This is a genomic window from Nocardia sp. NPDC004573, assembly GCF_053602135.1.
The window spans coordinates 31,906-54,614 of sequence record NZ_JBSGDA010000029.1 but is presented as its reverse complement, the minus strand read 5'-3'; the positions used below and the strand labels follow the sequence as shown (position 1 = coordinate 54,614).

At 64.1% G+C, this 22,709-nt stretch carries 16 protein-coding genes; 7 read left to right on the top strand and 9 right to left on the bottom strand.

What is annotated here, in order from left to right; translation table 11 throughout:
* Nucleotides 1-88: 88 nt before the first annotated feature.
* From ACWEKR_RS31155 to ACWEKR_RS31135, 5 genes are all read right to left on the bottom strand, one after another.
* A complete protein-coding gene (locus ACWEKR_RS31155; RefSeq protein ID WP_452357502.1) occupies nt 89-1,516 on the bottom strand; it encodes an EndoU domain-containing protein in 1,428 nt (475 codons plus the stop codon).
* 5 nt (nt 1,517-1,521) lie between these two features.
* On the bottom strand, nt 1,522-1,818 hold the full coding sequence (locus ACWEKR_RS31150; RefSeq protein ID WP_452357501.1) for a WXG100 family type VII secretion target: 297 nt from the start codon (nt 1,816-1,818) through the stop codon (nt 1,522-1,524).
* Entirely contained in the window at nt 1,815-2,159 is a 345-nt protein-coding gene (locus tag ACWEKR_RS31145; RefSeq protein ID WP_452357500.1) for a WXG100 family type VII secretion target, read from the bottom strand. Before ACWEKR_RS31145 ends, ACWEKR_RS31150 begins: the two co-directional genes overlap by 4 nt.
* A 401-nt stretch (nt 2,160-2,560) precedes the next feature.
* A complete protein-coding gene (locus tag ACWEKR_RS31140) occupies nt 2,561-2,926 on the bottom strand; it encodes an IS3 family transposase (protein ID WP_452357499.1) in 366 nt (121 codons plus the stop codon).
* A 2-nt stretch (nt 2,927-2,928) separates the two neighbouring features.
* Nucleotides 2,929-3,345, bottom strand: coding sequence for a transposase (locus tag ACWEKR_RS31135; protein WP_452357516.1), 417 nt, complete (start codon nt 3,343-3,345; stop codon nt 2,929-2,931).
* Between the two features lie 101 nt (nt 3,346-3,446).
* Between ACWEKR_RS31135 and ACWEKR_RS31130 the strand changes: the two genes are divergently transcribed.
* From ACWEKR_RS31130 to ACWEKR_RS31105, 6 genes are all read left to right on the top strand, one after another.
* Complete coding sequence (locus ACWEKR_RS31130; protein ID WP_452357498.1) at nt 3,447-4,142, top strand: vWA domain-containing protein; 696 nt, start codon at nt 3,447-3,449, stop codon at nt 4,140-4,142.
* 22 nt (nt 4,143-4,164) lie between these two features.
* Nucleotides 4,165-5,535, top strand: coding sequence for a protein kinase domain-containing protein (locus tag ACWEKR_RS31125; protein WP_452357497.1), 1,371 nt, complete (start codon nt 4,165-4,167; stop codon nt 5,533-5,535).
* A complete protein-coding gene (locus tag ACWEKR_RS31120; RefSeq protein WP_452357496.1) occupies nt 5,525-8,830 on the top strand; it encodes a DEAD/DEAH box helicase in 3,306 nt (1,101 codons plus the stop codon). Before ACWEKR_RS31125 ends, ACWEKR_RS31120 begins: the two co-directional genes overlap by 11 nt.
* Nucleotides 8,831-8,837: 7 nt before the next feature.
* Nucleotides 8,838-10,337 (top strand): helix-turn-helix domain-containing protein, encoded by a 1,500-nt coding sequence (locus tag ACWEKR_RS31115; RefSeq protein ID WP_452357495.1) that lies wholly within the window; start codon nt 8,838-8,840, stop codon nt 10,335-10,337.
* Between the two features lie 124 nt (nt 10,338-10,461).
* On the top strand, nt 10,462-12,732 hold the full coding sequence (locus ACWEKR_RS31110) for a hypothetical protein (protein ID WP_452357494.1): 2,271 nt from the start codon (nt 10,462-10,464) through the stop codon (nt 12,730-12,732).
* Between the two features lies 1 nt (nt 12,733).
* Nucleotides 12,734-14,653, top strand: a complete 1,920-nt coding sequence (locus tag ACWEKR_RS31105) for a hypothetical protein (protein WP_452357493.1) — start codon at nt 12,734-12,736, stop codon at nt 14,651-14,653.
* A 375-nt stretch (nt 14,654-15,028) separates the two neighbouring features.
* Here ACWEKR_RS31105 and ACWEKR_RS31100 read toward each other — a convergent pair whose 3' ends face one another.
* Nucleotides 15,029-15,775: a hypothetical protein gene (locus ACWEKR_RS31100; RefSeq protein WP_452357492.1), complete on the bottom strand. Its 747-nt coding sequence runs from the start codon at nt 15,773-15,775 to the stop codon at nt 15,029-15,031.
* Nucleotides 15,776-16,279: 504 nt separating this feature from the next.
* Here ACWEKR_RS31100 and ACWEKR_RS31095 point away from each other — a divergent pair.
* On the top strand, nt 16,280-17,374 hold the full coding sequence (locus tag ACWEKR_RS31095) for a fatty acid desaturase family protein (protein WP_452357491.1): 1,095 nt from the start codon (nt 16,280-16,282) through the stop codon (nt 17,372-17,374).
* Between the two features lie 188 nt (nt 17,375-17,562).
* Here the strand turns inward: ACWEKR_RS31095 and ACWEKR_RS31090 are convergent, their stop codons facing one another.
* The 3 genes from ACWEKR_RS31090 to ACWEKR_RS31080 all read right to left on the bottom strand — a co-directional run bounded on the left by ACWEKR_RS31090 (nt 17,563) and on the right by ACWEKR_RS31080 (nt 22,555).
* Entirely contained in the window at nt 17,563-18,072 is a 510-nt protein-coding gene (locus ACWEKR_RS31090; protein ID WP_452357490.1) for a putative immunity protein, read from the bottom strand.
* Nucleotides 18,069-18,674: a putative immunity protein gene (locus ACWEKR_RS31085; protein WP_452357489.1), complete on the bottom strand. Its 606-nt coding sequence runs from the start codon at nt 18,672-18,674 to the stop codon at nt 18,069-18,071. The genes ACWEKR_RS31090 and ACWEKR_RS31085 overlap by 4 nt, the downstream gene beginning before the upstream one ends.
* A 329-nt stretch (nt 18,675-19,003) precedes the next feature.
* Nucleotides 19,004-22,555 (bottom strand): WXG100-like domain-containing protein, encoded by a 3,552-nt coding sequence (locus tag ACWEKR_RS31080; RefSeq protein WP_452357488.1) that lies wholly within the window; start codon nt 22,553-22,555, stop codon nt 19,004-19,006.
* Between the last annotated feature and the right edge of the window lie 154 nt (nt 22,556-22,709).

Here is a 22,709-nt window from a genome sequence, read left to right as displayed (position 1 = left end):
GACGGTTACGGGCTTCGATAGCTTGCGGGTCTCGCTGACGCTTTCGCGCTTCTCGTGCCGCCCTGTCCGGATTCATCGCTCTCCTAGCCTATTTGATCGGGTCGCCATTCGCGTCGTTCCTGACTACACCCTCGCCGCCGATGGGGTAGCCGGTCACCACTGAGCCGTCGGGAGCGACGATGACTTCGATTTGGACGCCGTTGCGGGTGCCGTTGACTTTCCAGTTGCCGTTGTCCTGGAGGACTGGCGGCTGGTCCGGGTTCTTCGCGACGTCGACTATTCGGTCGATGATTTTGTCGTCTTCCCAGTCATCGGTGTCGGGGAACTCGGTCTTGTTGGGCATTCCAGTCCCGGGCGCGTGCCCACCACCGTTGATGTCGTCACTCCCGTCGCCGTCGAGGATATGGATCCGTCGTTTGTGAGAAATAGTAATGTTCGCCGGGTTGGGCTTCGCCCCCTCCACCTTGTCCCACTGGTTCCCGCTACTGCCACCATCGGTCAGCTTGACGGTCATTGCCGCGATACCGTCGAGAGCGGCTTTGGTGCCGCCCTGAGCGAGGTCGGGGATGGCCGAGAACACGCCCGAGCCGGCAGAACCAACGGAGGTGACCGCCTCGTAGATGTGGATGAGGTCACTGGCATGAACAGCAGTGCGGATAACCGCTGCCGTCGCCGTGACGACTTCTGTGGTCACCGCAGCGCCACCGGCGGCGGCAGGCCCAGCGGCGACACCGCCTGTTACGACGGCTAGGACTCCGACGACCGCGATCGTGACAGCTATCGATGCGGCGAGCTCCTTGTTGGCGTCGGAGACGGCTTTCTGGATGTCGGAGCGCATTTTGTCGAGAGCGTCGTAGTGTCCCTGGACCGGTCCGTATAACGCTTTCGCGGCCTGAGCCAACAGTTCCGCGGCTTTCTGCAGCGTGGACAGTTTCTCTTCGATCGCGATGATGTTCGGGTCGGTACTGTCTGCGAACTTGGCATTGATGCCCTTGATCCGCTCTGCGGCCCCGGTGATGTTCGTGTGCTCGGAGAACGTTTTCCACGCCTCTGCGGCAGTGTGCAACTTGGTGACGTCCCCGTTGGGGATCTTGCCGACCTTCTCCAGTAGGCCCGTGATCGGGCTGTCGATTCCGGATCCGTTGTCCCCCTTCGCGGTAGCGGGGAGGTCCATCCCGGTGTCGTACAGCAGTTCGGACTCTGTTGGACGTGTCGGTTCGGCGCCGCTGGTGGTGGAGCGGTTAGCCTGCCACCAGTTGTAGCCGGTGGCGGCAAGCACATCGCCGTATCGCTGCAGTGCGTTCGCCAGGGCCGCTGTCAGTTGGACTATATCGCTGGCGTACTGGTCGTAGGCGGTGATCCATGCCTGGCACTTCTCGTGGTTGCCTGCCATTCCGCCGCACTCGTGGACCAACGTGGACAGCAACGGACCCAACGCGAGAGAGATGTCGCTGGCGAGCAGCTGGCATTTCTTGGCCGCATCGAAGTAGATGCCGGAATCGATGGTCCATCCCATGGGCGTTATCCGCCGTTGAGCATCTGCTTGTTGACCTCGGCAGCGTTGATGTACTTCGTGTGTGCCTTGCGGGCGGCGTCGCTCATGTCGCGGACGCCCTCCGCGAACTCCCGCGCGGCTGTGACCCATTTCGTATGCGCTTCGAAATAGGCCCGGCCTGCGACACTTTCCCAACTGGTACCGGTGAGTCCTGCTACCTTGTCGTCGATGTCGTCGAGGTGATCACTGATGAATCCGGCCAGGCCGGACAACCTGGCGACGATCTGGTCCAGTTGGTCGACATCGACGGTGAACTCGCTCACGGAAGCTCCAGGCTGGATGCCGAGGTGTTCAACGCTGATGCGTTGGTGCAGTCGCGGCTTTCGTAGGTTTGGGCGGAAACACCAAGCTTTTCAGCCATCTCCCTCAACGCCGTGATGATCTGACCTCCCCCATCGCGGACCTCGGACCACCCTGCGGAGAAGTCGGTCGCTGCGCCGCCAGACCAGCCCCCGTCGAGCAAAGTCGCGACGTCCTGAGCTACGGATCGCAAGGCGGACTGCAAGGATTCCGCTAGCTCGTAGGTGTATTGCCCAACCTCTCTAACCTCCTCTGGCACAACCGAAATGCTTGCGCCGGAGGCTGAATCTCCCCCATCAGTCATGGCTGGACCGTAGCGATCACCTCCAGGGGTGTCAATCCCGCTGCGTAATGCAACGCAACACCCCGTCCGACACCGCTCGCTCAACCACACGGTGTCGTACTGATCAGTCTCTCAGATTGGGATACGTACCCGTGTGGCGCATTCGGAGGCGACCTACCTGCTACTCATCGAGGGCAGCTGCTGGGCGATGTCGCTTCTCCTCGTCGCTATTCCCTGGCCGGGATCGGTCGTCTTCACTGGAGCGCTGCGCTCCGGCTGGGTCACTGGTGGAAGACGACGGAGCCGTATGGGGACACGCAGTAGGGACTGCGCCGCGGTGGTGCGATCCGTAGGAGACCGATGAGAATGGGCTCGGTGATGAATATCGACGAGTGCATCACCGCCGGCGACTCCTGGGATGGTCACCGCCTTGCGGACGGGGTCGCATCCGCCACCCACAGGCGGTTCGGGCGATCGGCGGTGAAGACGCGTTCGACCAGATCGGGTGCCGGTGCGTGCAACCCGGCGCCTCGCATGATCCGTTCCACTCGTTTACGGCCGACCGCGATCCCTCGCCGAGCCAGCATCGCATGCACCCGGGGCGAGCCATAGCTCCCGCCTGAGCTGGTGTGGATATCGACGATCTCGGCCAGGAACGGTTCGTCGGCGATCTGCCGCGCCGACGGCGCCTGCAGGCGTTTGCGCCACCAGTAGTAGGTGGACGAGGCGATACCGAGCACCCGCAACACGAGTTCGACCGAGTGCGGGCTGTCTTCGACGAAGCGCACGATTACCTCGGGGTCTGGTCGAGCTCCGAGGCGAAATAGGCGCTCACGGAACGCAGGATGTCGTTGGCCCGCTCCAGCTCCGCGACCTGCTTACGCAGCCGCTTGTTCTCCTCGGCCAGATCGACATCCGCCGGTTCCGGACGCCGGCCGGCATCAGCCTGGCGGATCCAGTTCCGCAACGCTTCGTGATGAACACCCAACTGCTGCGCCAACTTCCGGACCGTCGGTTTCGGGTCCGAGTCCTGATACAACCGGACCGCCCGAGCCTTCAACTCGTCCGGGTACTTCTCGACCGTAACAACTCTTGACGTCTGCTTCGATAGTCCGCATGGCAACCATGCTTCCGCGGTAGGAAGTCCACACGGCAAGTCCGAAAGCACCCTGCCGCAGGAGATCGTGCGTCCAGAATGCCGGTGCATGCACTCGGCAACAGCCATTGACACCGAACGTACGCGATCCTACATTGGAGGGCTTTGCGTTCAGAGGCCGATCGTTGGGTACAACGCCCAGGGGGATACATATGAACGAGCCGACTACCACCTCGCATTCGACGGGTGGCACAGTTCCGCCCGCAGGATCCGGCGGCCCACGTGGCCGTACTCCTCGCCCACTGCCGGTGTTGGTGCTCGCCGACGTGAGCGGCAGCATGGAAGGCGAGAAGATCATCCAGCTCAATCGGAGCATCCACGCCATGTTCCGCAGTTTCGCCACCGCCGATACTCCGCGCGGACTGGTCCACGCCGCCGTGATCACCTTCGGCGGCGAGTCCGCGGTTCTCCACCAGCCGATGACTCCCGCCAACGAATTGCAGTGGACGGACATGGCCCCTGGCGGCCGCACCCCGTTCGGCCACGCACTGCAACTCGCGCGCGAAGTACTGGAGGACGAGCAACAGGTGCCCACCCGTGCATTTCCTCCGACCCTTGTCCTCGTATCGGACGGCGCGCCCACCGACGAGTGGATAGACCCACTGGACGATCTCTTGGAGACCGAGGTCTGCCGGTCCGCGTTACGGCTCTCACTCGGCATCGGCGTGGACCGTACGTCGGAAACCACGCGCCCCCTAGAGATGTTCAAAACCCCGGGGATGCCGATGATGACCAGCGAGAACGCACACGAGATCAGCACCCGTTTCCGATGGATCACCGCGACGATGACGCAGAATTTCCAGAGAATGCCCGGTTCTCGAAGCATCAGCATCGAGGATCTGGCCTGACATGCATACGTTTCATCCCGACATGTCAAGGGAGCACCCTTCCAGCGTCGAGACCGCTGACGGAACCATCGTGGCCCTGCGGCCGGAGCCCATCGGTCACGGCGGTGAGGGAACGATCTACCGCGCGGAGAACGGGCGATCGGCGGTCAAGATCCTAAATACCAAGTCCAAGAACGCGGATGTCATCGCTCTCAGGTTGAAGAGACTCGCTTGGCTGCCGCTGGAGAACATTCCGGTCTGCCGACCAGTCGCACTTCTGGCACCGCCACATACCGGCTACACGATGGAACTCCTGGAAGACATGGTCGCGCTGCGGGCCATCTGCGGCGTCCCGGACAAGGACTTCGCTACTTGGTATGCCGAGGGCGGTGGACTACGGCGCCGCTTGGTCCTGCTGTCCCGGTGTGCGGAGATATTGAGTGCACTGCACGAGCGTGGTGTCGTCTACGGCGATGTCTCCCCCGGCAACATCCTCATTTCCGAGCACAACGACTTCGACCAGGTATGGCTGGTCGACGCCGACAACCTCCGAACCGAGACCAGTGTCGATGATCGAAGGCTGGGCACCCCTCTGTACACCGCGCCGGAAATACTACGCGGTACCAGCGGAAATACGCCTGCCACCGATATGTATTCGTTCGCGGTTGTCGCCTATGAAACGCTCACGACGAACCACCCGCTGCTGGGTGACTTCGTGGCGGACGGGCCCCACGAGTTGGAGGATGACGCCCAGCTGGGCCTGCTTCCCTGGATCGATCACAGCACGGACCTGCGCAACCGCTCGACGGTCGGATTGACGGCCTCGCAAGTCACAACCGCCGCACTACGCGATCTTTTCACCCGCACGTTCGAGGACGGAATGGTCGAGCCCCGCGTACGCCCAGCCGCCTCGGAGTGGGCGAGCGCACTGTGGTCCGCGGCAGGCCGGACCGTGCGCTGCACCGCATGCCGGCAGACCTACCTGGTTGCGAGTCAAGCTTGCCAATGCGGCAGACCACGCCCCGACGTCATGGTCATCCATGTCGCTGAGCACTTCCCAAGGGTTGGCGAGTTCCACTCCGACACTGTGCCGATTCCGGAACAGACGCTCGTGCTCCAAGCCGGTGCAGAACTCGTCGTACGCGCCCGCACAACTCACGTGGACGCGATCGACGGCGACCGAAACGAAATCACTTACACATGGCACGGTGACGACACCGTGGAAGTCCGCAATGTCGGTCAGACCGTGATCCGGCGCGTTCCACCCAGGGGAGGAAGCGGCCAGCAGTTCTTTCCCGGTGTACGAGTGACCGACGACCGTAACGCTCCCTGGGCGTTGCACTTCGGCTCGGAACGTGAGCGTCATCGCGTCCTGTGCCTCGGGACGATCGGGGGAGGCGGCGGTGCGCGCTGACAACTTGACCATCGGCGAGCAACTGCTGGTGGAAGTCGAACTCGCGGAACGGCGCCTACCGAAGTGGTTCAGGCCGCCGCGGCCAACCTGTGAAGAAATGCAACTGACCGTTGTAGGCGGCAGGCCCGTTGTGCACTATCAGGACCATCCTCCGGTGAACATCACCGCCCGCGGTGACGTTGTCGAGCTGTTCACCGATCCCGCCACCGCGGTTGTCGCCTGGGTCGCGGCTACGCGCGCCCCGTCGACAGTCGCTCTCCAATGCCACGTGTTCCAGAAAATTCCCCTGCCCGGACAGTTGTCGATCGCGATCGACGACGCTGTGATGGAGAAGGCTCGCATCGCCGCAAAGGCACGGTCAGCCGACTTCGATGCGATAGCCCGCTGGTTCACAGACGAGTTCGTCCTTGCACCGTCCGGAATCTGCGACCAGCCGCGCATCATCTATACAGGTCGGCCCGGAGATGGCCCGGATCCGCACGCTACCACGGCATTCCGATTGCACGGGCGTCGATGGGCAGCCGATATCGCCTTACGCGAAGACCGGCTCCAGGTGGTACGGATGACCGACTCGTCTCGGCATGCCGACCGGCTGCGGCCGTGCCTGAGTACGTCCACAGTACGTTTCGTCGACCGCAGTTCGGCCACCGTCGCCGATGAGATACTGCGCGCGGCATTAGCCGGGTTGGGCAAGGACCGGAAATCGTATCTGGAGCTGTGGCACGAATACAACGAGATCGAGCGGGAATCTCTCCTCGTCGCAGCCAGGGCGATGGGTTGGGCCGCATATCACAGTTGTTCGATCCACGCCGACGGGCAATGGCGTTTCGATATCGCCACCGGATCCAACGGCGACAAACTGCTCGCTACCCTGGCTGCCACCAGTTCTGCGGTCGAACTGGAGGTTGCCGCCGAACTACCACCTGAGTTCTCCGGCGGCCGGGGCCGTCATTCTCGTGGCATCCCTGGCGAACTCTCCACGGTGAACAAGGTCAACCGGACGTTGCATATGGCGCTCGACGGCGATCGCGACCCTTCTCCCTCCGGGTACATCTACCGCTCGTTGACCGGCGATCGTGTCCGGCTGGCCCGCCGCGACGACGCAAGGGAACGGATCCAAAACGGACACGCCGAAATGCCTGGGCTACGACTGCTCATCGAGGGAATTCCCTTGAAGCGCGCTGCGACTTCCTCCGGGCGTGCGCGTCAGCGGATCATCGATTCCGCATTGCGAGCCACGTTCGGGACGGCTGAGCCTACCGCCACTCAAATCGCGGCGCTCCGCATGGCACTGGAGACGCCTGATGTGCTACTCGTCCAGGGACCACCGGGAACCGGCAAGACTCAGTTCATCACTGCTCTGCTGACCTGTCTCGACAGGCTGGGCGACCGAGCGGTGACGATGAACCGGACCCTGCTCAGCAGTTTCCAGCAGAACGCGGTGGACAATGTGTCCGGACGCGCGCGGCACCACGGCCTTCCGCCCACCCGGGTGAGCCCGAAGGGCGATGCCAACCGCGAGAATGTGCGGGAGTGGCGCGACGAGACAGTGGCAAAAGTCAGCGCCCACCTGCAGGTGATTCGCCCCGAAGTCGGTACTCGCGACGTCGTCACGCGGGTCCGACGAATAGTTTCGGCCTATCGGAGTTCGCCGACCAACGACACCGATCTACGGGACATGCTGAGCACTCTGCACCAGCTGACCGTGGACGTCCTGCCTCCTCCTTTGCTCGGCAGATTGACCAAGTTGGAGAGCGAGCTGTCCGCCCGAACACGCCAGCACACGGCCCTGATCGACCACGAACGCCTCGATGCGCTCCGAGTGGTGCGTTCGATTCGCGCCACTCCCGTCGCTTTCGATGACGACGGGCCGGCGAGAGCACGGTTCGCTCAGAAGTGTCTGAGCCGAATGGGGCTGCTCGACGAAGACGGTCGCGCACTGCTGACGCAGGCGGGTACAGCATCCACGGCCGCGCCCCGGCTGCTGTCCGCACTGTCCGATCTAAAGTTGGAGCTCTTCGATCGGCTTCGTCCGCGCCTTACTGCCACGGACGGGCTCGCGAATCGCAGGTCCGACGTAGAACTCCTGCTCGAGGAGATCTCGGATGCGGTAGCCGAAGCGCACGCCGACTCCGGGGACGGCATCGACGATGTCATGCGCGCCTATTTGGACAATCTGCGGCAAGGCATCGCCCCCGTCGAGCAGACGCTCTCGCGCTACAACTCCGTCTTGGCCGCGACGGTGCAGCAGACGAACTCGACGGAAATGAGCAGAATCCTGGACGCACCACTCCCCGTGTTCGACACAGTCATCGTCGATGAGGCAGCCCGGGCAAACCCACTGGATCTGATGATTCCCTTGGCGTGTGCACGAGGGCGCATCATCCTCGTCGGCGATCACAAGCAATTGCCCCACGTGCTGGAGCAAAAGGTCGAGCGAGAACTCCGGCGTAGCCGGACTCGGGGAGATTCCGATCTGTCCAAGAGCATGTTCGAGCGGTGGTTCGACATGTTCTCGTCGGAACGACCGCCGGTACGGACCATCCGATTGGACGTGCAGTTCCGCATGCATCCGGAGTTGGGTCGCTTCATGAGCGAAACCTTCTATGGCGGTACCAAAGCTGTGACGTCCCACTCATCGACCCATTCCCTCACGCAAGAGCTGGGCGACTACGCGGGCAAAGTGGCGGCGTGGATCGATGTACCCCTTTCGCAGGGAGGTGAGCGCAAGTCGGGGACGAGCCGGTACAGACCCGTGGAAGCCAAGCGACTCGCCGAGGAGCTATCCGTTCTGGCACAACGCGACGCGGACCGGAATCTGACGTTCGGTGTCATCACCTTCTACCGCGCGCAGAAGGATCAACTCGAAGAGGAACTGGTCGAGCTGGGTCTAGGGGTCAAAAACGAGCAAGACGAGTTCCAGCCGATCCCCGCTATGGCGTTCACAGCCGGCGAGCGGCCTAGACCTCGACTGAGTGTCGGCACGGTAGATGCCTTCCAAGGGATGGAGTTCGATGTGGTGCTGCTTTCGGTGACCCGAAGCAGCAAGCCGGCGCAGAACCCGGACGACATGGCCACAGCGGTCCAGCGGTACGGCCATCTGCTCAGCGACAGCCGCATGTGCGTGGCGATGAGCAGGCAGCGCAGGCTACTCGTTGTGGTCGGCGACGCGGCCATGGCGCGTCGGGGCGCCATGCCGGATGCCATCGACAGCTCCAGGCGAGCAGCCGCGGAAGGGATTGTCGGATTTCTGGAACTGTGCCAAGGGGCGTACGGTGCCGGCATTCGACTTTGACTCACCCGTGCTCGCACCGCGCCACACCGCGTACTCCAGCCCGAACAGCTGGCTGTTGTGGCCGACCTTCCGCTATCGGGTGGTCGCCCCGGTCGTCCACGAGGACAGCCTGAACATTTTCCAGGAAGCGGTACTCGGACTCGTCCGGGCAGGACTGCGGGAAGAGCGTGAGATGGCCGACCTGCTCGGCCTCGCGCCGGAGTTGGTGTCCCTGGTGATCTCCGATCTCCGCGGCCAGCGATTGATCGACCACCGCGGTGTCATCACCTCGACCGGGCGTGCTGCCCTGCAGGACGGATTCGCCGAGCCCACCTCGAACGTGGTGACACATGTGTTCCAGGACGTCTTCACCGGCACCTTGCTTCCGATCGAGGACGCGTCACCACAGTGGGCTCAGGTCGAGTGGCGGCGTAGCAGACGTGCCAGGCTCATCCTCGGCACCGCGGGCGCGCCGAGGGACCAGGACGCGCTGGCCATCGAGGCAGGTTCGCCCAGGGTGGATCCCCCGACTGCGGACCATATAGTCGAAATGGTCTCGAGAGGGATTCGCTCCCGACGGGACGGCGTCAGCCGAGATCGGGCATGGACCCGCTCCGCACCAGAACGGGTGATCAAACGCGTCGCGCTGATCGGAGCGCCCGATCCCACCTACGTTCCGCTCGTTGTCCAGCTCGACAAACGTGGAGACAGCGGAGCGGAAAGCACCACCTGGTCGGTCGTCAACACTATGGCGGGTGCACCCAGTACCTACCTGCGGCGACTCGTCGCAACCCGCGCGCAGCACAGCGGGCCTCTGCGTGACCGGATCGACAGGCTCGTCGGCAGGAGCAGCGAAGCGCTGTTGGCGGAGTACGACCGGCTCGACGTCGAATTACGCAGACGCATCGGGGAAGGCTTGGAAAGCCGCTTCACCGCTTCGATACGAGCACATCGTGAACTGCTCGAACTGCTGACCTTGATAGAGCGAGATGTCGAGCGCACGCGCACCGCTGGGGACCACTCGACCGAGGTCGCGTCGGTCGTACAGCGAACGTGGCAAGTCCATGAACTCGTTCTTCGGGAGATCGTGGCGCGGCATCGAGTACCGGATGGCGTCCTCGCCCAGCTGAGTGATCCACTCGCGGGCCCACTCAGCAGAAGTTGCGCGACGATCGGTCTCCAAGTCTCGGAGCACAGGCCGCTGCGGAGCTCAGCCGAAAAGCTCCGGCGCGATCATTCGAAGACCCATCACACGAATACTCCCACCCTTCTCGCGCTGTGTGTCCTGTCGGCCGAAGCCGGAGACGCCGAGCATCCGTTTCGGCGTCTGACCACTTCTTATCCAACGCTGATCACCAGATTGACCGCGATGTCGGGGGATCGCAACAGCATCGCGCACGGCGGACCGGACGAACTCAACATTGAATTCGCGGAATCTGCCTGGCGGCTGACGCAGGACACCGTGTCGGCGTACTTGAACCTTCCACTGTTCACCCAGACTCTCGCAAAGGAAACTCCCGTTGGCTAAGAGAAGGCCGAGCCGCAACTCACGAGTTTCCCACTCCGTTCCCGGAGCGGGGAAAGCGACAGCCGGGAAGGAACATAAGGCCGTCTTGGCCGCTCAGATGGCCGCGGCAGTGGACACACAACTCATGGCCGCGGCCACGGCCGAGAGTCTGCCTGTGCCGGAGTGGTCCGATACCGGTCAGGAGCAGTCGCTGATCGCCGCGTTCGAGATTCTCGACAGTAGACGCAAGATCTACGAGGCATGCGCAGCCTCAGCGGCGAATCGACTGCGCGCCATCGAAGCACGCGAGCAAGAAGTCATCGACGCGAAGCAGAATCTGTCACTGGAGCGGGAAACACTGGCCGCTGCCGCCGAAGACGTCGAGCGCACCCAACAGCAGCTCCGGGATGCCAAGGCGACACTAGCGTTGCGGGAGGCGGAGATTCGCGCTTCGGAAGCCGAAGCGAAGGCCGGATTCGTCGCGATCGGCGAGACAGCACGAACTGAACTGGAAAAGGAGCTGGCCGAACGACGCGAGAGAGCCGATGCCGAGATCATCGCCGAACGGAGAAGGACGGCCGAGCACATCGAAGAGCTCGAGCGCGACGCCCAGCGACGACGAGCCGATCTCATGGCGGAAATCCGCGCCGCCGAGGAACGAGTTCGTCTGCGCGACATCGAGCTGGCCGAGCGCGAACAAAGGATCCGGCGCGATTGGAGGGCACTGCGGGAACAGTCGATGGAACTCGACGAGCGTGAACAAGCTATCGCCAGCCAGACGAGGAGCACGCTGGCCGCGGAAAGCGCGGAAACCGAACGTATTCGGCACCTGTCCCAAATCGAAGTCGAATCAGCGCAGCTCCACATCAAAGAGCTGACCGAACGCCTGCGCAAGGCCCAGGAGGCTCTGATGTCCCTTGGCTCGAACCCCACGGCGATTCTCGACGAACTCGCGCGCCTACGGGAGCAGAACGCCGCCCTGCAGGACAAACTGGCGGCCAGATTGTCCGATGACGACGTGGAAAAACTCCGGTTCCTGGAACGGAGTGTGCAGGAAATCTCGGCCGAACGAGAGCGCTTGAGTTACGAATGCCAACGCCTCAAAGGCAACGTTCTGGCCAACGAGATAAACCTCCTCAAAGTCAGGCAGCTGGAGGACGCCGAACACGAGTTTCATGTGATCTCCCGCGGATATGAAGCGCGCATCGCTGAACTGCAGGCGACCATAGAGCAGGTGTACAACGACCGACCGGATCCGGGAACACCGCTGTTTCCACGATGCGTCGGAATGGATGACGACCCTCAACTCACCGAATCCGGTGTCCTGCTCCACGAGCCAGTCGACTTGTCCAAGCTGACACGGTCGTTGCAGGCGACGATGTTCCGTGAGAGCAAGCGCGCGTACCGCATCAGCGACATCGCGGTTTTCCTTGGTGGCATGGCAATGAGCCGACTGCACCTGCTGGAGGGAATGAGCGGTATCGGCAAGACATCGTTGCCGAAAGCCTTTGCCGCGGCGATGCATACCGACTGCGCTGTCATCGAAGTCCAAGCCGGCTGGCGGGACCGGTCCGACTTGTTCGGGCATCTCAACACCTTCGAGAAGCGCTTCGAGGAAAGCGACTTCCTCCAGGCACTCTACCGAGCCCAAACCCCGCGCTACCGCGGCCGGCCGTACTTCGTCGTGCTGGATGAAATGAACCTTTCCCGCCCTGAGCAGTACTTCTCGGTCATCTTGTCGAAGTTGCAGAACGACGACGGCAAGCCGATCAACCTCGTCGGCGCACCCGCGGGACGCGAACCCGCGCTGCTGGTCGACGGCATCGGGATCCGGCTACCCGACAACGTGTGGTTCGTCGGCACGGCGAATCAGGACGAGTCCACGCTCGAATTCGCCGACAAGACTTACAACCGGGCACATCTCATGGAGTTGCCCGCGCATCGGCCGCAGGTCGTCGACCGCCGAGACAGTGTGCAGCCACTGTCGTTGCGTTCGCTCCAATCGGCCTTCGACAACGCCGAACAAGAGCACAGCTCGGCTGTCGCGCTACTCACCGATCTGATAGGAAACCTCGCCGACGATCTCTGGCAGATCGGCAGGCTGCAGGTGAGCCCGCGAGTCGAAGATCAGTTGCGCAAGTTCGTCCCGGTGGTGATATCCGCGGCGAACGGCGCGAGCCCGAATGAGCAGCACGACTATGGTGACGCCGACCAGGACGGGCGGTCGCTGGCGGCGGATCACTTTCTCGCGTATAAGGTGCTGCGGTCTATTCGCGGGCGCTTCGATGTGACAGCCGATCGGATCGAGCGCCTTCGCGAGTCGTTGATCTTGCACTGGGGAAGCTCCGATCTCGTCGGTGCGCCGATCCGATGCTTGCGCATGTTCGACGAGGAGCGTCGCCGGAGGGAAGGGTGATATGGCTGTTACTCCCGGTCACCCGAAATTTGTTCCGGGCGAATCGAGCGCGCAGGCGATCTCGCGCGAGTTCTCCGAATCGCTCGGCCGAGACGACACCGCGCCGATCGACCACGAGGGCAAACCCGATCTGCTGGTTACCGCCTCAGTAGTCGCACTTGCCGACCGGCTTGCCGGTGAACCGGTCACCGATTGGGTTTCGCAGAGCGTATTCGTACCGGACGCGTCGGCCAGAGCAGTCCTGACCGAACTCGATGTCACGATCACCGAGACACTGGGAATGCTCGCCGACGTGTGCGCCCGGCCGCAGGACCGACTCGACCACACGACCGAACTCGTCCGAGCGGGGCTGGCACGCAGGGTTCCGCCCCGAGGTCTGACGAGACTGGCAAGCCACACCGCGGATTGGGCCGGCATAGAATACGGCACCGTACATCCTCTTCGGCTGCTTACGATTCGCTATACGGCCGACGTCGACTTCTATGAGAATCGGGTCGCGGCCCAGCTCGTCGACCGCCTCAGCAGCTACGTGAACAGGCGACTCGCGGAGCTGCACGTGTTGGCTGCGGGCTTGGCGGACCTGGACGAATACAACCGGGCACTCGGCCGACGACAGTCGTGGCGAGCGCAATGGCGGATAGCGCAGCTCGTTTCGGATGTCATGGCGGATCACCGGTCATCGGTCGCGGTCGTCGCACAGAGTATCGAGACGCTGACCAAACTCAGAGACAGTCTGGGGATGCTGAAGGGGACGCCGCTACTGCGCCGGGCCAACCGGCGGATCCGGTTGCCGATGCGCTTGATGCGCACCAATTTGTTCGTCCAAGAGCGGCGGTATCGCAAAGTAGGCCAGCTCTGGGAGGGCTGGGCGACACACGAGACCACCGCAGTCGAATGGCAGAAGCAGGCGGAGGCTCGCTTCGCCGCGGCTTACGGCTCCTACGTCATGATCATGACCGTTCGTTCCCTGACCGTCCTCGGTTACGCATTGGAGAGCGGGGGGACGCATTCGGTCCGCCTACGTCGGCACGGGGAGGAACTGACCGTGAGCTCTGGCGTCGAAGGCACGGTCACCATCTCGACGGAGCGAGGAGCGCTCGCCAGATTGCTCCCGATCACAGTCGACCTGAGCGCGGCGGTTCCCGACCATGTTCGCGCACAATGGGTCTCCTATCTGAGCCGCGACAGGACCGTGATCGTTGTCTATCCCGGACTCCGGTCCGCACGAACGGCTCTACCCGAGACCGATCGCGCGATACTGCACTCGTCGCCCGGAGGCGTCGTCCCGCTCAGCCCACTGGAGATCGAGGGCGAGGAGCGCTTGGCTCGCGCACTGCGCTGGCCACTCCAAGGCCGACGCTACCTCGACTACCCACTGGCCATCGAGACGAAGGCTCAGTTCCGGCCGGCTGGCTGGTTCCAGGCAGGGCCGCGTGGATATGTCCAGGTTCTGCGCAGACCGCACCGCGACGAAATCGATGCGGTCATGCGGGAAACGACATCGCCTCAACGCGATGACGTCCGGCGACCTGACGAGGTAGCCGGCTTGGTCATTTCCGAGGTCGACCGGGTTATGGCCGTCATCGATACCTGTCCGCTGTGCTCGGCGGAACGGGCACGACTGCAGCCCCGGGACTCCGACACCTTCAAATGCCGGTGTGTCGCCTGCTCTGCCACATGGGGGTTGAACCGGTGTGGGTCATGCGGCCAGCGCTACCCGTTCCTGCTTGGCCTCAACGCAGTGGTGGACAGCAGTGATGGGGATCGCCTGGATATGACGGTTGGGGCGGACCTGCTCGCCGAGACCTGCTCCTCGAGCGAGCCCGGCCAAGAGCCCAGATTCCACTGTTGCTGGTGTGACCATTGCGGTGGTATGCCGACCTGCGGCTGTACGCCCCGCGACTTCCCCATCGACGTATGAAGGGCCTGTTGAGCCGACCTTTCCACTGACTCGACGCACCACCGCCTCCCGAATGAAGGTCCTCGACGAGTTCGATGCCCTGACGCCCGGCGTCATTCAGGCGCGTCGTCGAAGAGTTAGCCGATCTCCATGAAGTTGCCGACCTACTCGGGAAACTATCCGCTTCGATCACCCACCGTCCACCCGAAACCGCACATCGTCTCCCTTCCCTCGTTCGACGCACCCTGCCCTGGGCACGACGTATAAGGGAATGGGGTCAACCGGTCCGTGCAGGCGCACCGCAATCGTCAGATCCGGTACGTGCCCGTAATGACCAGACGTTTTCCAGTTGCCCATGTTTCGCGTGTCCTGCCGAGGGCACCATATTGTTGCAGGTCAGGCAGGGGAACGACAATCGTCGTTCCCCTGCCGTTCCTTTGGGCGTCCGCCGGTCGATGAAACGTTCACGACGCCACTCGGATACCTAGGCGAGAGAGCACTCGGCGCTGCACGGCAACGCCAGTCACCCTGAGCAACATCGTCAGGCCCGAACGGCGGACAGAACTCCTCATCGCTCGAGAGGATCCGGAGGTCGGGCTTCACTCGGACAGTGTCGCCATCCACGTGCGTACCCGAGTGGAGCGTCAGGTCGGTCAGATCGGGAAGCGGTGGCAGCGAAACAGACTGGCCGTACAGGTCGAGAGTCAGCGACTTCAGCCCGGGCACGTCGCTGAGCACATCGAACGTCGCGACATCGACCCCGGACAGAATCAGATGACGCACCGGAACTCCACTCAGTTGCCCGAGATCCACGCGCGCAGGGCCACCCAGGAGGAGTCGATCCCACGACCGGACGTGGCCCTCGTGAGTCCGTGTCAGCGGTCCTAGATCCATGCCGTTCTCATCCCACAGCAGAGCTTCGCGCACCGCTGGCAGACAGATCATCGGCTGAAGGTATCCAACCCATTCGAGGTCGGTGGTGAGCCGTCGCCGAAGGAGTATCGATGCCGCGTCGGGTGCGGCCGCTGACGCAGTCCCCGCCACAGCCCGTTGCCATGGCGCGCTCAGGGTCTCCCAGAAGGTCTCCCATGGCAGGTCGAAGCGGGACTCCCACTCGGTGATCAGCGATTGACTACCGTCCACCCATGCACCTTGCGGTCGAGTTCGATGTCGTCCACAGCGACCGCTGGACGAGAACGCTTCAGTTCAGCATATTCCACCACACGACTTGTCTGTGCCGGCAGTCCCCGGGTGCCGGGTTACCCAAGGGCCGAGCCACCCGAACTAGACAACCCTGTGTCGCAGTTTCGCCCATGGCCGGAGTGCCTGACTTCAGTACGCGAGTAAAGGGCGCTGTGCGTCGCTACCCGATGGCCAAGGCCACCCTTGACCAGTCCTTCCCATGCACGGACGCCCGGTCCGGCGACCCGGATGTGTCGGCCGATAACCGGTCATCTGCCTCCGTATGCGGTGAACAGCGAATATCACCCCGCAGTCCGATTCCAATGTCATACCAGAGGGTTACAGCTGACGAGAATCCGGCCGATAGCTTCGGAGTATCGACATCGGCGCCCCGCCCCGACATCGACCGGCCGGCATCGTCGACGGTTGGAGGTGGCGTCTCCGACTCAGCACTCAGGAAGATCTATGACGACACCTGCCTTGGTCCCCGAGTCATCTCCACGCTCACCGCGGCGCGGCGCGGACGGTGACTACGCCCGTCTGTTGCGCCGGATCTCCGACGCGGGGCTGATGAACCGGCGTCCCGTCTACTACGCCGTCCGGCTCGGCCTCGTCGGGATCGCGTTCGCAGCGGGGTGGGCAGCGTTCGCCCTCGTCGGCGATTCGTGGTGGACGCTGCTGGTCGCCGGGTTCATGGCGGTGACGTTCGCGCAGATCGCACTCGTCATGCACGATGTCGCACACCGCCAAGTCTTCCGGCTACGGCAGCCGACGGAGCTCATGGGACGGCTCGTCGGCAACGCAGGCATCGGCCTGGGCTACGGCTGGTGGCAGGACAAGCACACCCGGCATCACGCCAACCCGAACCACGAGGAACTCGACCCCGACGTCGCGCCCGACATTCTGGTCTGGTCACAACAGCAGGCACGGTCCAGCCGCGGTCTGCCTCGTCTCATCGGGAGGGCGCAGGCGTTCCTGTTCTTCCCGCTCCTGTTGCTGGAAGGCCTGAACCTCCATGTGGCCGGTGTACGTGCGCTCAGAAATCAATCGGTCAAACACCGCGGATTGGAGGGCGCGCTGCTGTTCGGCCACTTCGCCACCTATCTGGCCGCACTGTTCGCGATTCTGCCCGCCGACAAAGCATTCGCGTTCCTCGCTGTCCACCAAGGCCTCTTCGGCCTGTACATGGGCTGCATTTTCGCCCCGAACCACAAGGGCATGCCGACCTTGACCGGTGACGAACGCCCCGACTACCTCCGTCGCCAGGTCCTGACCTCCCGCAACGTCCGGGGTGGCGCGTTGACCGACATCGCGCTCGGCGGGCTCAACTATCAGATCGAGCACCATTTGTTCCCGAGCATGCCGACGCCGAACCTCCGGCACGCCCAGGTAATCGTCCGCGACTACTGCACCGAAATCGGCGTGCCCTACCACGAAACCGGACTGATCTCCTCTTACCGCGAGGCGCTGAGGCACCTGCACCATGTCGGCGCTCCCCTGCGCACTCCCGATCGGCACCCGGATGTCGCTGAACGCGATCTGGGCATCGAACGCCGATGACACACCAGTGCGTCGACGGCTGGGTTGCCGGAAGCGCCACCGCCGCAACGCGCGTGGGTGATCGGTCGGGCTCGACGAGACACCGACGGTCCTCGAGTGAACGCGGTGAGTTCGCGAGCGGGTGCAGATCCTGGCCTCGGGGATCGGATTCCGGGACAGCGGTCGAAAAGGCGAAGATGCAGCGAGACTCAGTCGGAGAAGACCGACCAGCAGATGCTGTCGCGCCGGGCCTGGTCTTCGAGGACCAGGTTGCGGATTGGGGCGGGGAGCTGGTCTCGCTGCCAGTCACGCTCGCTCCGGCCTGCCTGGGGATCGTCGGGGTGCGCGCTTCGAACGGCTTTGATCGCGTAGGCGGCGGCACCGAGGTCGTGTTCGGCGACATGTCCAACGCATGCGGCTTGCCCGGCAGCGTAGGCGGCGAATCTGGCCGCGCCGGTAAGCGGGCGGGCGGCGCCCATCGCGTGTCCGCCTGCCGCGCGGGCCTGCATCATCGGCATGTCGCCTCGCGCCCACGCTCTGGCGGCGGCGATGGCGTCTCGCGGGCGTGGATCGTCGGGCTGTTCGTGCTCGAAGTGCCCGAGAACGTGCTCGGCGCACGTCGCCGCCCACAGCGCGAGCAATTGATGGTCGGCATCGGTCAGGGAGCCACCTCGACGGATCGTCACCATCCGGGGGTCTCGGACCTTGGGCAGGATCATCGCCCCTCCGACACTCGTCCGTGGAGCGGTGGCGGGGTGCGCGGCCGGTCGCGCAGACGGTTGTCGAGCTCGTGCACGAGCCGGCTGACCCGGTTCGCGCCCGCGCCGATCCTCGGATAGCGGTGAAGGACGTCGATCAACAGTGGCGTCGCGAGGTCGACGATTCGCTCGACCGGGTCGGATGCGTATTCCGCACTGGGGTGCAGCTCGAACACTCGGATGGTGTGCGCGGATGCGCGCAGGATGTGATTGACCTGAACCGCATCCGCCAGCGGATGCAGGTACGCCGACGCGGCGGCATCACCCGCGGCCATCGCGGCGTGAAACGGTATGGGCGCCGCCGCTTCTCTTCCAGCACGGTGGGCGGCGGGTGCCGTCACCCGCTGGGCGCGGGAGCGGTGCTCGCCGTGAACGAACGCGGCGGCGGCGGCGAGCGCGTCGCGGGGTCTGCTGTCCTCGGGGTGACACGCCTCGAACAGCGGGAGTACCTGCTCCGCCGAGGCCATGGCAAAGGCCGTCACTGCCCTGAGCTCGTCCATGGTCAACACGAAGTCCGGAGTGCGCTGCTTGCGCCGGGGAGGAGGGTCTGACCGGAGATTCATACCCTCTGATCGTAACTTTGAACGTTCGGTTGAAGGTTGTGGCCGGATAAACAGGGGATATGAACGAAAACATTCAAAGTGATGCCGCAGCAGTCGCGAATGACCTGGCAGTCGGATCACGTCACCGAGATGGCAGCGCGATTTCAAGGGTCGCTCGAATGGCGCCGCCAGGCGAAGGCCATACGCGCGACGAGCTGGGAGTCACCGATGTGCGAGTCGCCCGCTGGATCACCGACCGGAAAACTCCGGAGTAGGGAAGGGATACGTACCTGCGATGAACGGACGTTGCTCGATTACCTGAGTCTTGTGCGACCTCCCCGAGGGCACAACTACTCCTCATCGGGACCTGTTCTGTCCGCTCCAGCTTCCGCAGCCCCGTCATCGGTGTCCCGCGGCGATCGATGGCCGGAATCCATCTCATCGAGCGAAACTCGCGCACTCGCTGGTGGCTCCTGCGACCCGATCGAATCGTGCTCGCTGCCGTTGACAGCGCTGTCGTCCGAGGCCGGTTCCTGCACATCGGGCACCTCTGAGCTCGGCTGCTCCGGCGCCTGCGCGGCGGCGTCGGGTTGCGAGCCCGTGGAGGCCTCTTCGCTCCGGCTGCCGTGTACCGCCTCGAAAGCGGCAGCACTGAAATCCGGCCCTCCTTCGTCCAATTCGAACCAGAGGACTGTGCCTCCGTCAGGGCTTTGCTCCATGTCGTATCGGTGGGCGAATGCCCAGAGTCGCTGCTCGAGGAAGGCTCGCGCCATCAGCGGTATTTCGGTCCTGGCTCCGGGAGGCTGTTCCGAAGCCGGGATTGCCGAGACCTCGACTCGCAGAACCCGCGCTCCGGCCTCACCCGTTTTCGTAGCGGTCAACTCACCGCCTCCCGATGTGAGAAATACCTGCGCACTCAGCATGGCATCGCCCAAATGCACGGCGGAAAAAGCGTGTTCCTGATTGCCCCAGTCGCTCATCACCGCACGCAGGTCGCTGGTCACTCGCGCGTGGACGGCATCAGGATCGTCCGTTGCGATTGCCCTGTGACGCACATGGTCGACCGCTTCCGGTTCCGGTCCGGTCGGCGGCCGGGGCGCGGGGAGGCTCTCTGGCGGCGGAAGATGTGAGCCCCCCACCTCCGTCTCGAATGCGCCTTCACCTCGGCGCAGGTGGAGGATGGCGTCCGCTTCCCAGCGCGGTGGGCGGCCATCGGCGTCGCCCCGTGAGGGAAGGTCGGCCATGAAGGTCTCGCCGCTCGCACGCACCTGTTCCACCGCCGAGAGCGGATCGTTGCCGCCCCATACGCCCACGGTCTTCGACGTCAAGCCCGCATCCTCCAGTCGAGCCGCCAGCGGATGCGCATATGCGCCGGTCGTCATCGCCCACTCCGCAGGATCCCGCGTGATGTGGAGGCGTCCCACGAGGACGACCATCTTGGCGTTCGGATCCGCCGCCATGACCTCGGTGATGTTCTTGGCCATGGCGGATTCTCGGACGTCGCGCAGTGCCGACCCGTGTGGCGAGGCGGGATGCGCGACATCGAAGGGAACGATCGTAATTCCTTCCGCGGCCATCGCTTCGACTACCTCTCGATAGGTTTTCCAGCCTGGTCCGAACCGCACCCCGGTGAGGTCCGGACGCAAACCGGCATTGAGCGCGTCGATCGCGGGATGGTGTGGCGCCTCGATGCCGTAGTGCGTTACGCCGGCTGCGCGTAACGCTGCCGCCTGCTCCTGGAGGAACTGCCGAGCGGCGACGTTGGAGTGGTCCTCTCCGAGCAGCAGGATTCGGTTGTCTCGTATCAGCTCACCCCAATCGACGGGCCGTCGATACTCCAGAGCGTCCCTGAGTGGCTGATCGTGGGCATTGAAGACATCGGTGCTCCCGGACAGGTCGTCGGACGGATTCCAGAAGTCATCCGCTGCGGATTCGGGTTCGTCGGGTGACCGATCCCCTCCCTCGTCGATCGGCTGCCGGTCGAGAACTTCGTCGGCGGGCGAACGGTGCGGTGTACCAGGTTCGCCCGGAGTGCCGGCATCCCCCTCTGGCCCGGGGGTCCAACCAGGCCTATCGGCGGGTGGCCGCACCGATACCCCAGGGCCGTCCGGCGCACGTCCGCCGTCGCGGTTCGAGACCGAAGCCGGAGCTTCGCCACTCGGCGGCGGTGCAGCCACGTGGGGCGGGATGACACGGCGCAGGTCACCCCCACCCGCGGCATGCTCCTCCAACGCGGTCATTCGCTGGAGCATGCCGTCGTACCAGTCCCGGCGGCCCGCGGCGTGGAAGACCGGGCTCAGCTCTTCGACACGCTGCCGGATCTCGTGCATTTCCGAGCGAGTGAGAGCGTGGTCGTTCCACAGGATTTCCTGGCTGTCTCCGTAGCTCAGGAAGTTCTCCGCGAACGGCCCGGCGACATACTGGGCATCGGGGAAGGTCTCGAATGCGCGGCTGTGGTCTATTCCCCACACGTTCTCGTCCGGATCGACCATCCAGTTGTCGCTGTTGCGATCGGGCATGCGGATCAGCACGTCCATGACGCCCTGGCGCATTCCCGCAGGACCGCTGAGGACCTCCGGTGGGAACGCTCTTCGCGGATACGTCTCCGCCGCCACCGTGCCGGGCACGACTTCCATGTAGACGTGGTCGCCGATGACATGCACCGCGGGCACCCGAGCGCCCACCGCGTCGCCGACCAGCGAACTGAGGAACTCCGCGTGCGCGTGCTGCGGATCGGAGACCACCTTGTGGATCACCTCTGTGCCGTCGTGGAAGATCAGCCGCTCCACCACTCTCGCCGATTTGCCTTCGGTGCCGAATCGCTCGATCGTCTCCACCCGCGGTGGTTCACCCGAGCTCAGCAGCTCGTTGACACGTGCGGCGAACTCCCAGTGGCGCAGACCGAGTCGAGGCGTGTCGCTTTCCGAACGCACGGTGTTACGGCCTGCGGTGTGGACTCGGATCGCAGAACCCGCCGCGCCGACGAAACCGCTGCCGAAGCCGGTGATCGCGGATTCGCGGACCATCTTGAACAGGTCACCGAGGCTGTGGATTTCGTCCAGGTGGATCAACACCGAGGGCACCGCGCCGGCCAGACCGCCCGCGAGGCCGCCCGCGCCGCCGAGCAGCATCGTGCCGCCCAGATGCGCGGCGAGCCGGCCGGAGGGAGTCACCGCTGTGCCGCGCGTCCAGCCCAGCACGCGCGGCGCGAGCCTGCGGCCGACCTCCGCCCCCGCGACGCCGCCGACCACGCCACCCAGGAGCATTTCCAGGAAGGCGCCCACGTCGAATTTGTCGCGCACGCCGTCCTGCAAGTCCCACAGTTGTGCGCCGCCACTGATCGCGGCACTGGTCAGAAGGCCGATCTTCGCCGCGTGGACGGCGGTGTGCAGCGCGGCTCGTTGCGCCGCGCCCGCGGCCGCCCGCTCCCCCACCTCCGCGGTCAGTCGCGCAGCCGCGGCGGCCATCGCCCGCTCGGCCTCGATCCGGTCGATCAGCGCCGTCGCGCCACCACCTTGGAAGAACAGCAGTGCGTCATAGGCCAATTGAGCCGCCAGCGCGATCCCCATAGCGATCAGCAGATGTTGCGTCTGCACAGCCGAATCGGCGACGTCGTGGCACTGCTTGCCCAGGCTCTGACACACCGCCGCCTGATCACGCATGGATTGCACGACTACGCGATGGCGTTCGGCCAGCGCCGTGGACGTGGCGCCCTCAACGGCTTGCTCGGCGCCCGCCGCCTCGACCTCGTACCGGTCGGCCGAGGTGTTCAATTCACCGGAAGCAACCAGGTACGCGTCCCCACTACGACGCATTCCATCGACGTCGGTCTCCGGCCAATGACCGAGGACCAATTCCCTTACAGCCGAGGGGACCTCGGCGAGCAAACCGCTCGAATCCATCGCAGCTTGCCTCCCGGCACCCTCACAGTCGCTGCGAGACCATCTAGACATATCGGACGGCGTTCACTATTCCCAATCGTGGTGACAGTCCCGACCAGAAGAGACGGCGGTCGACAGGAATCGCGACATGGTGACGAACGGTTGAGAATGCAAC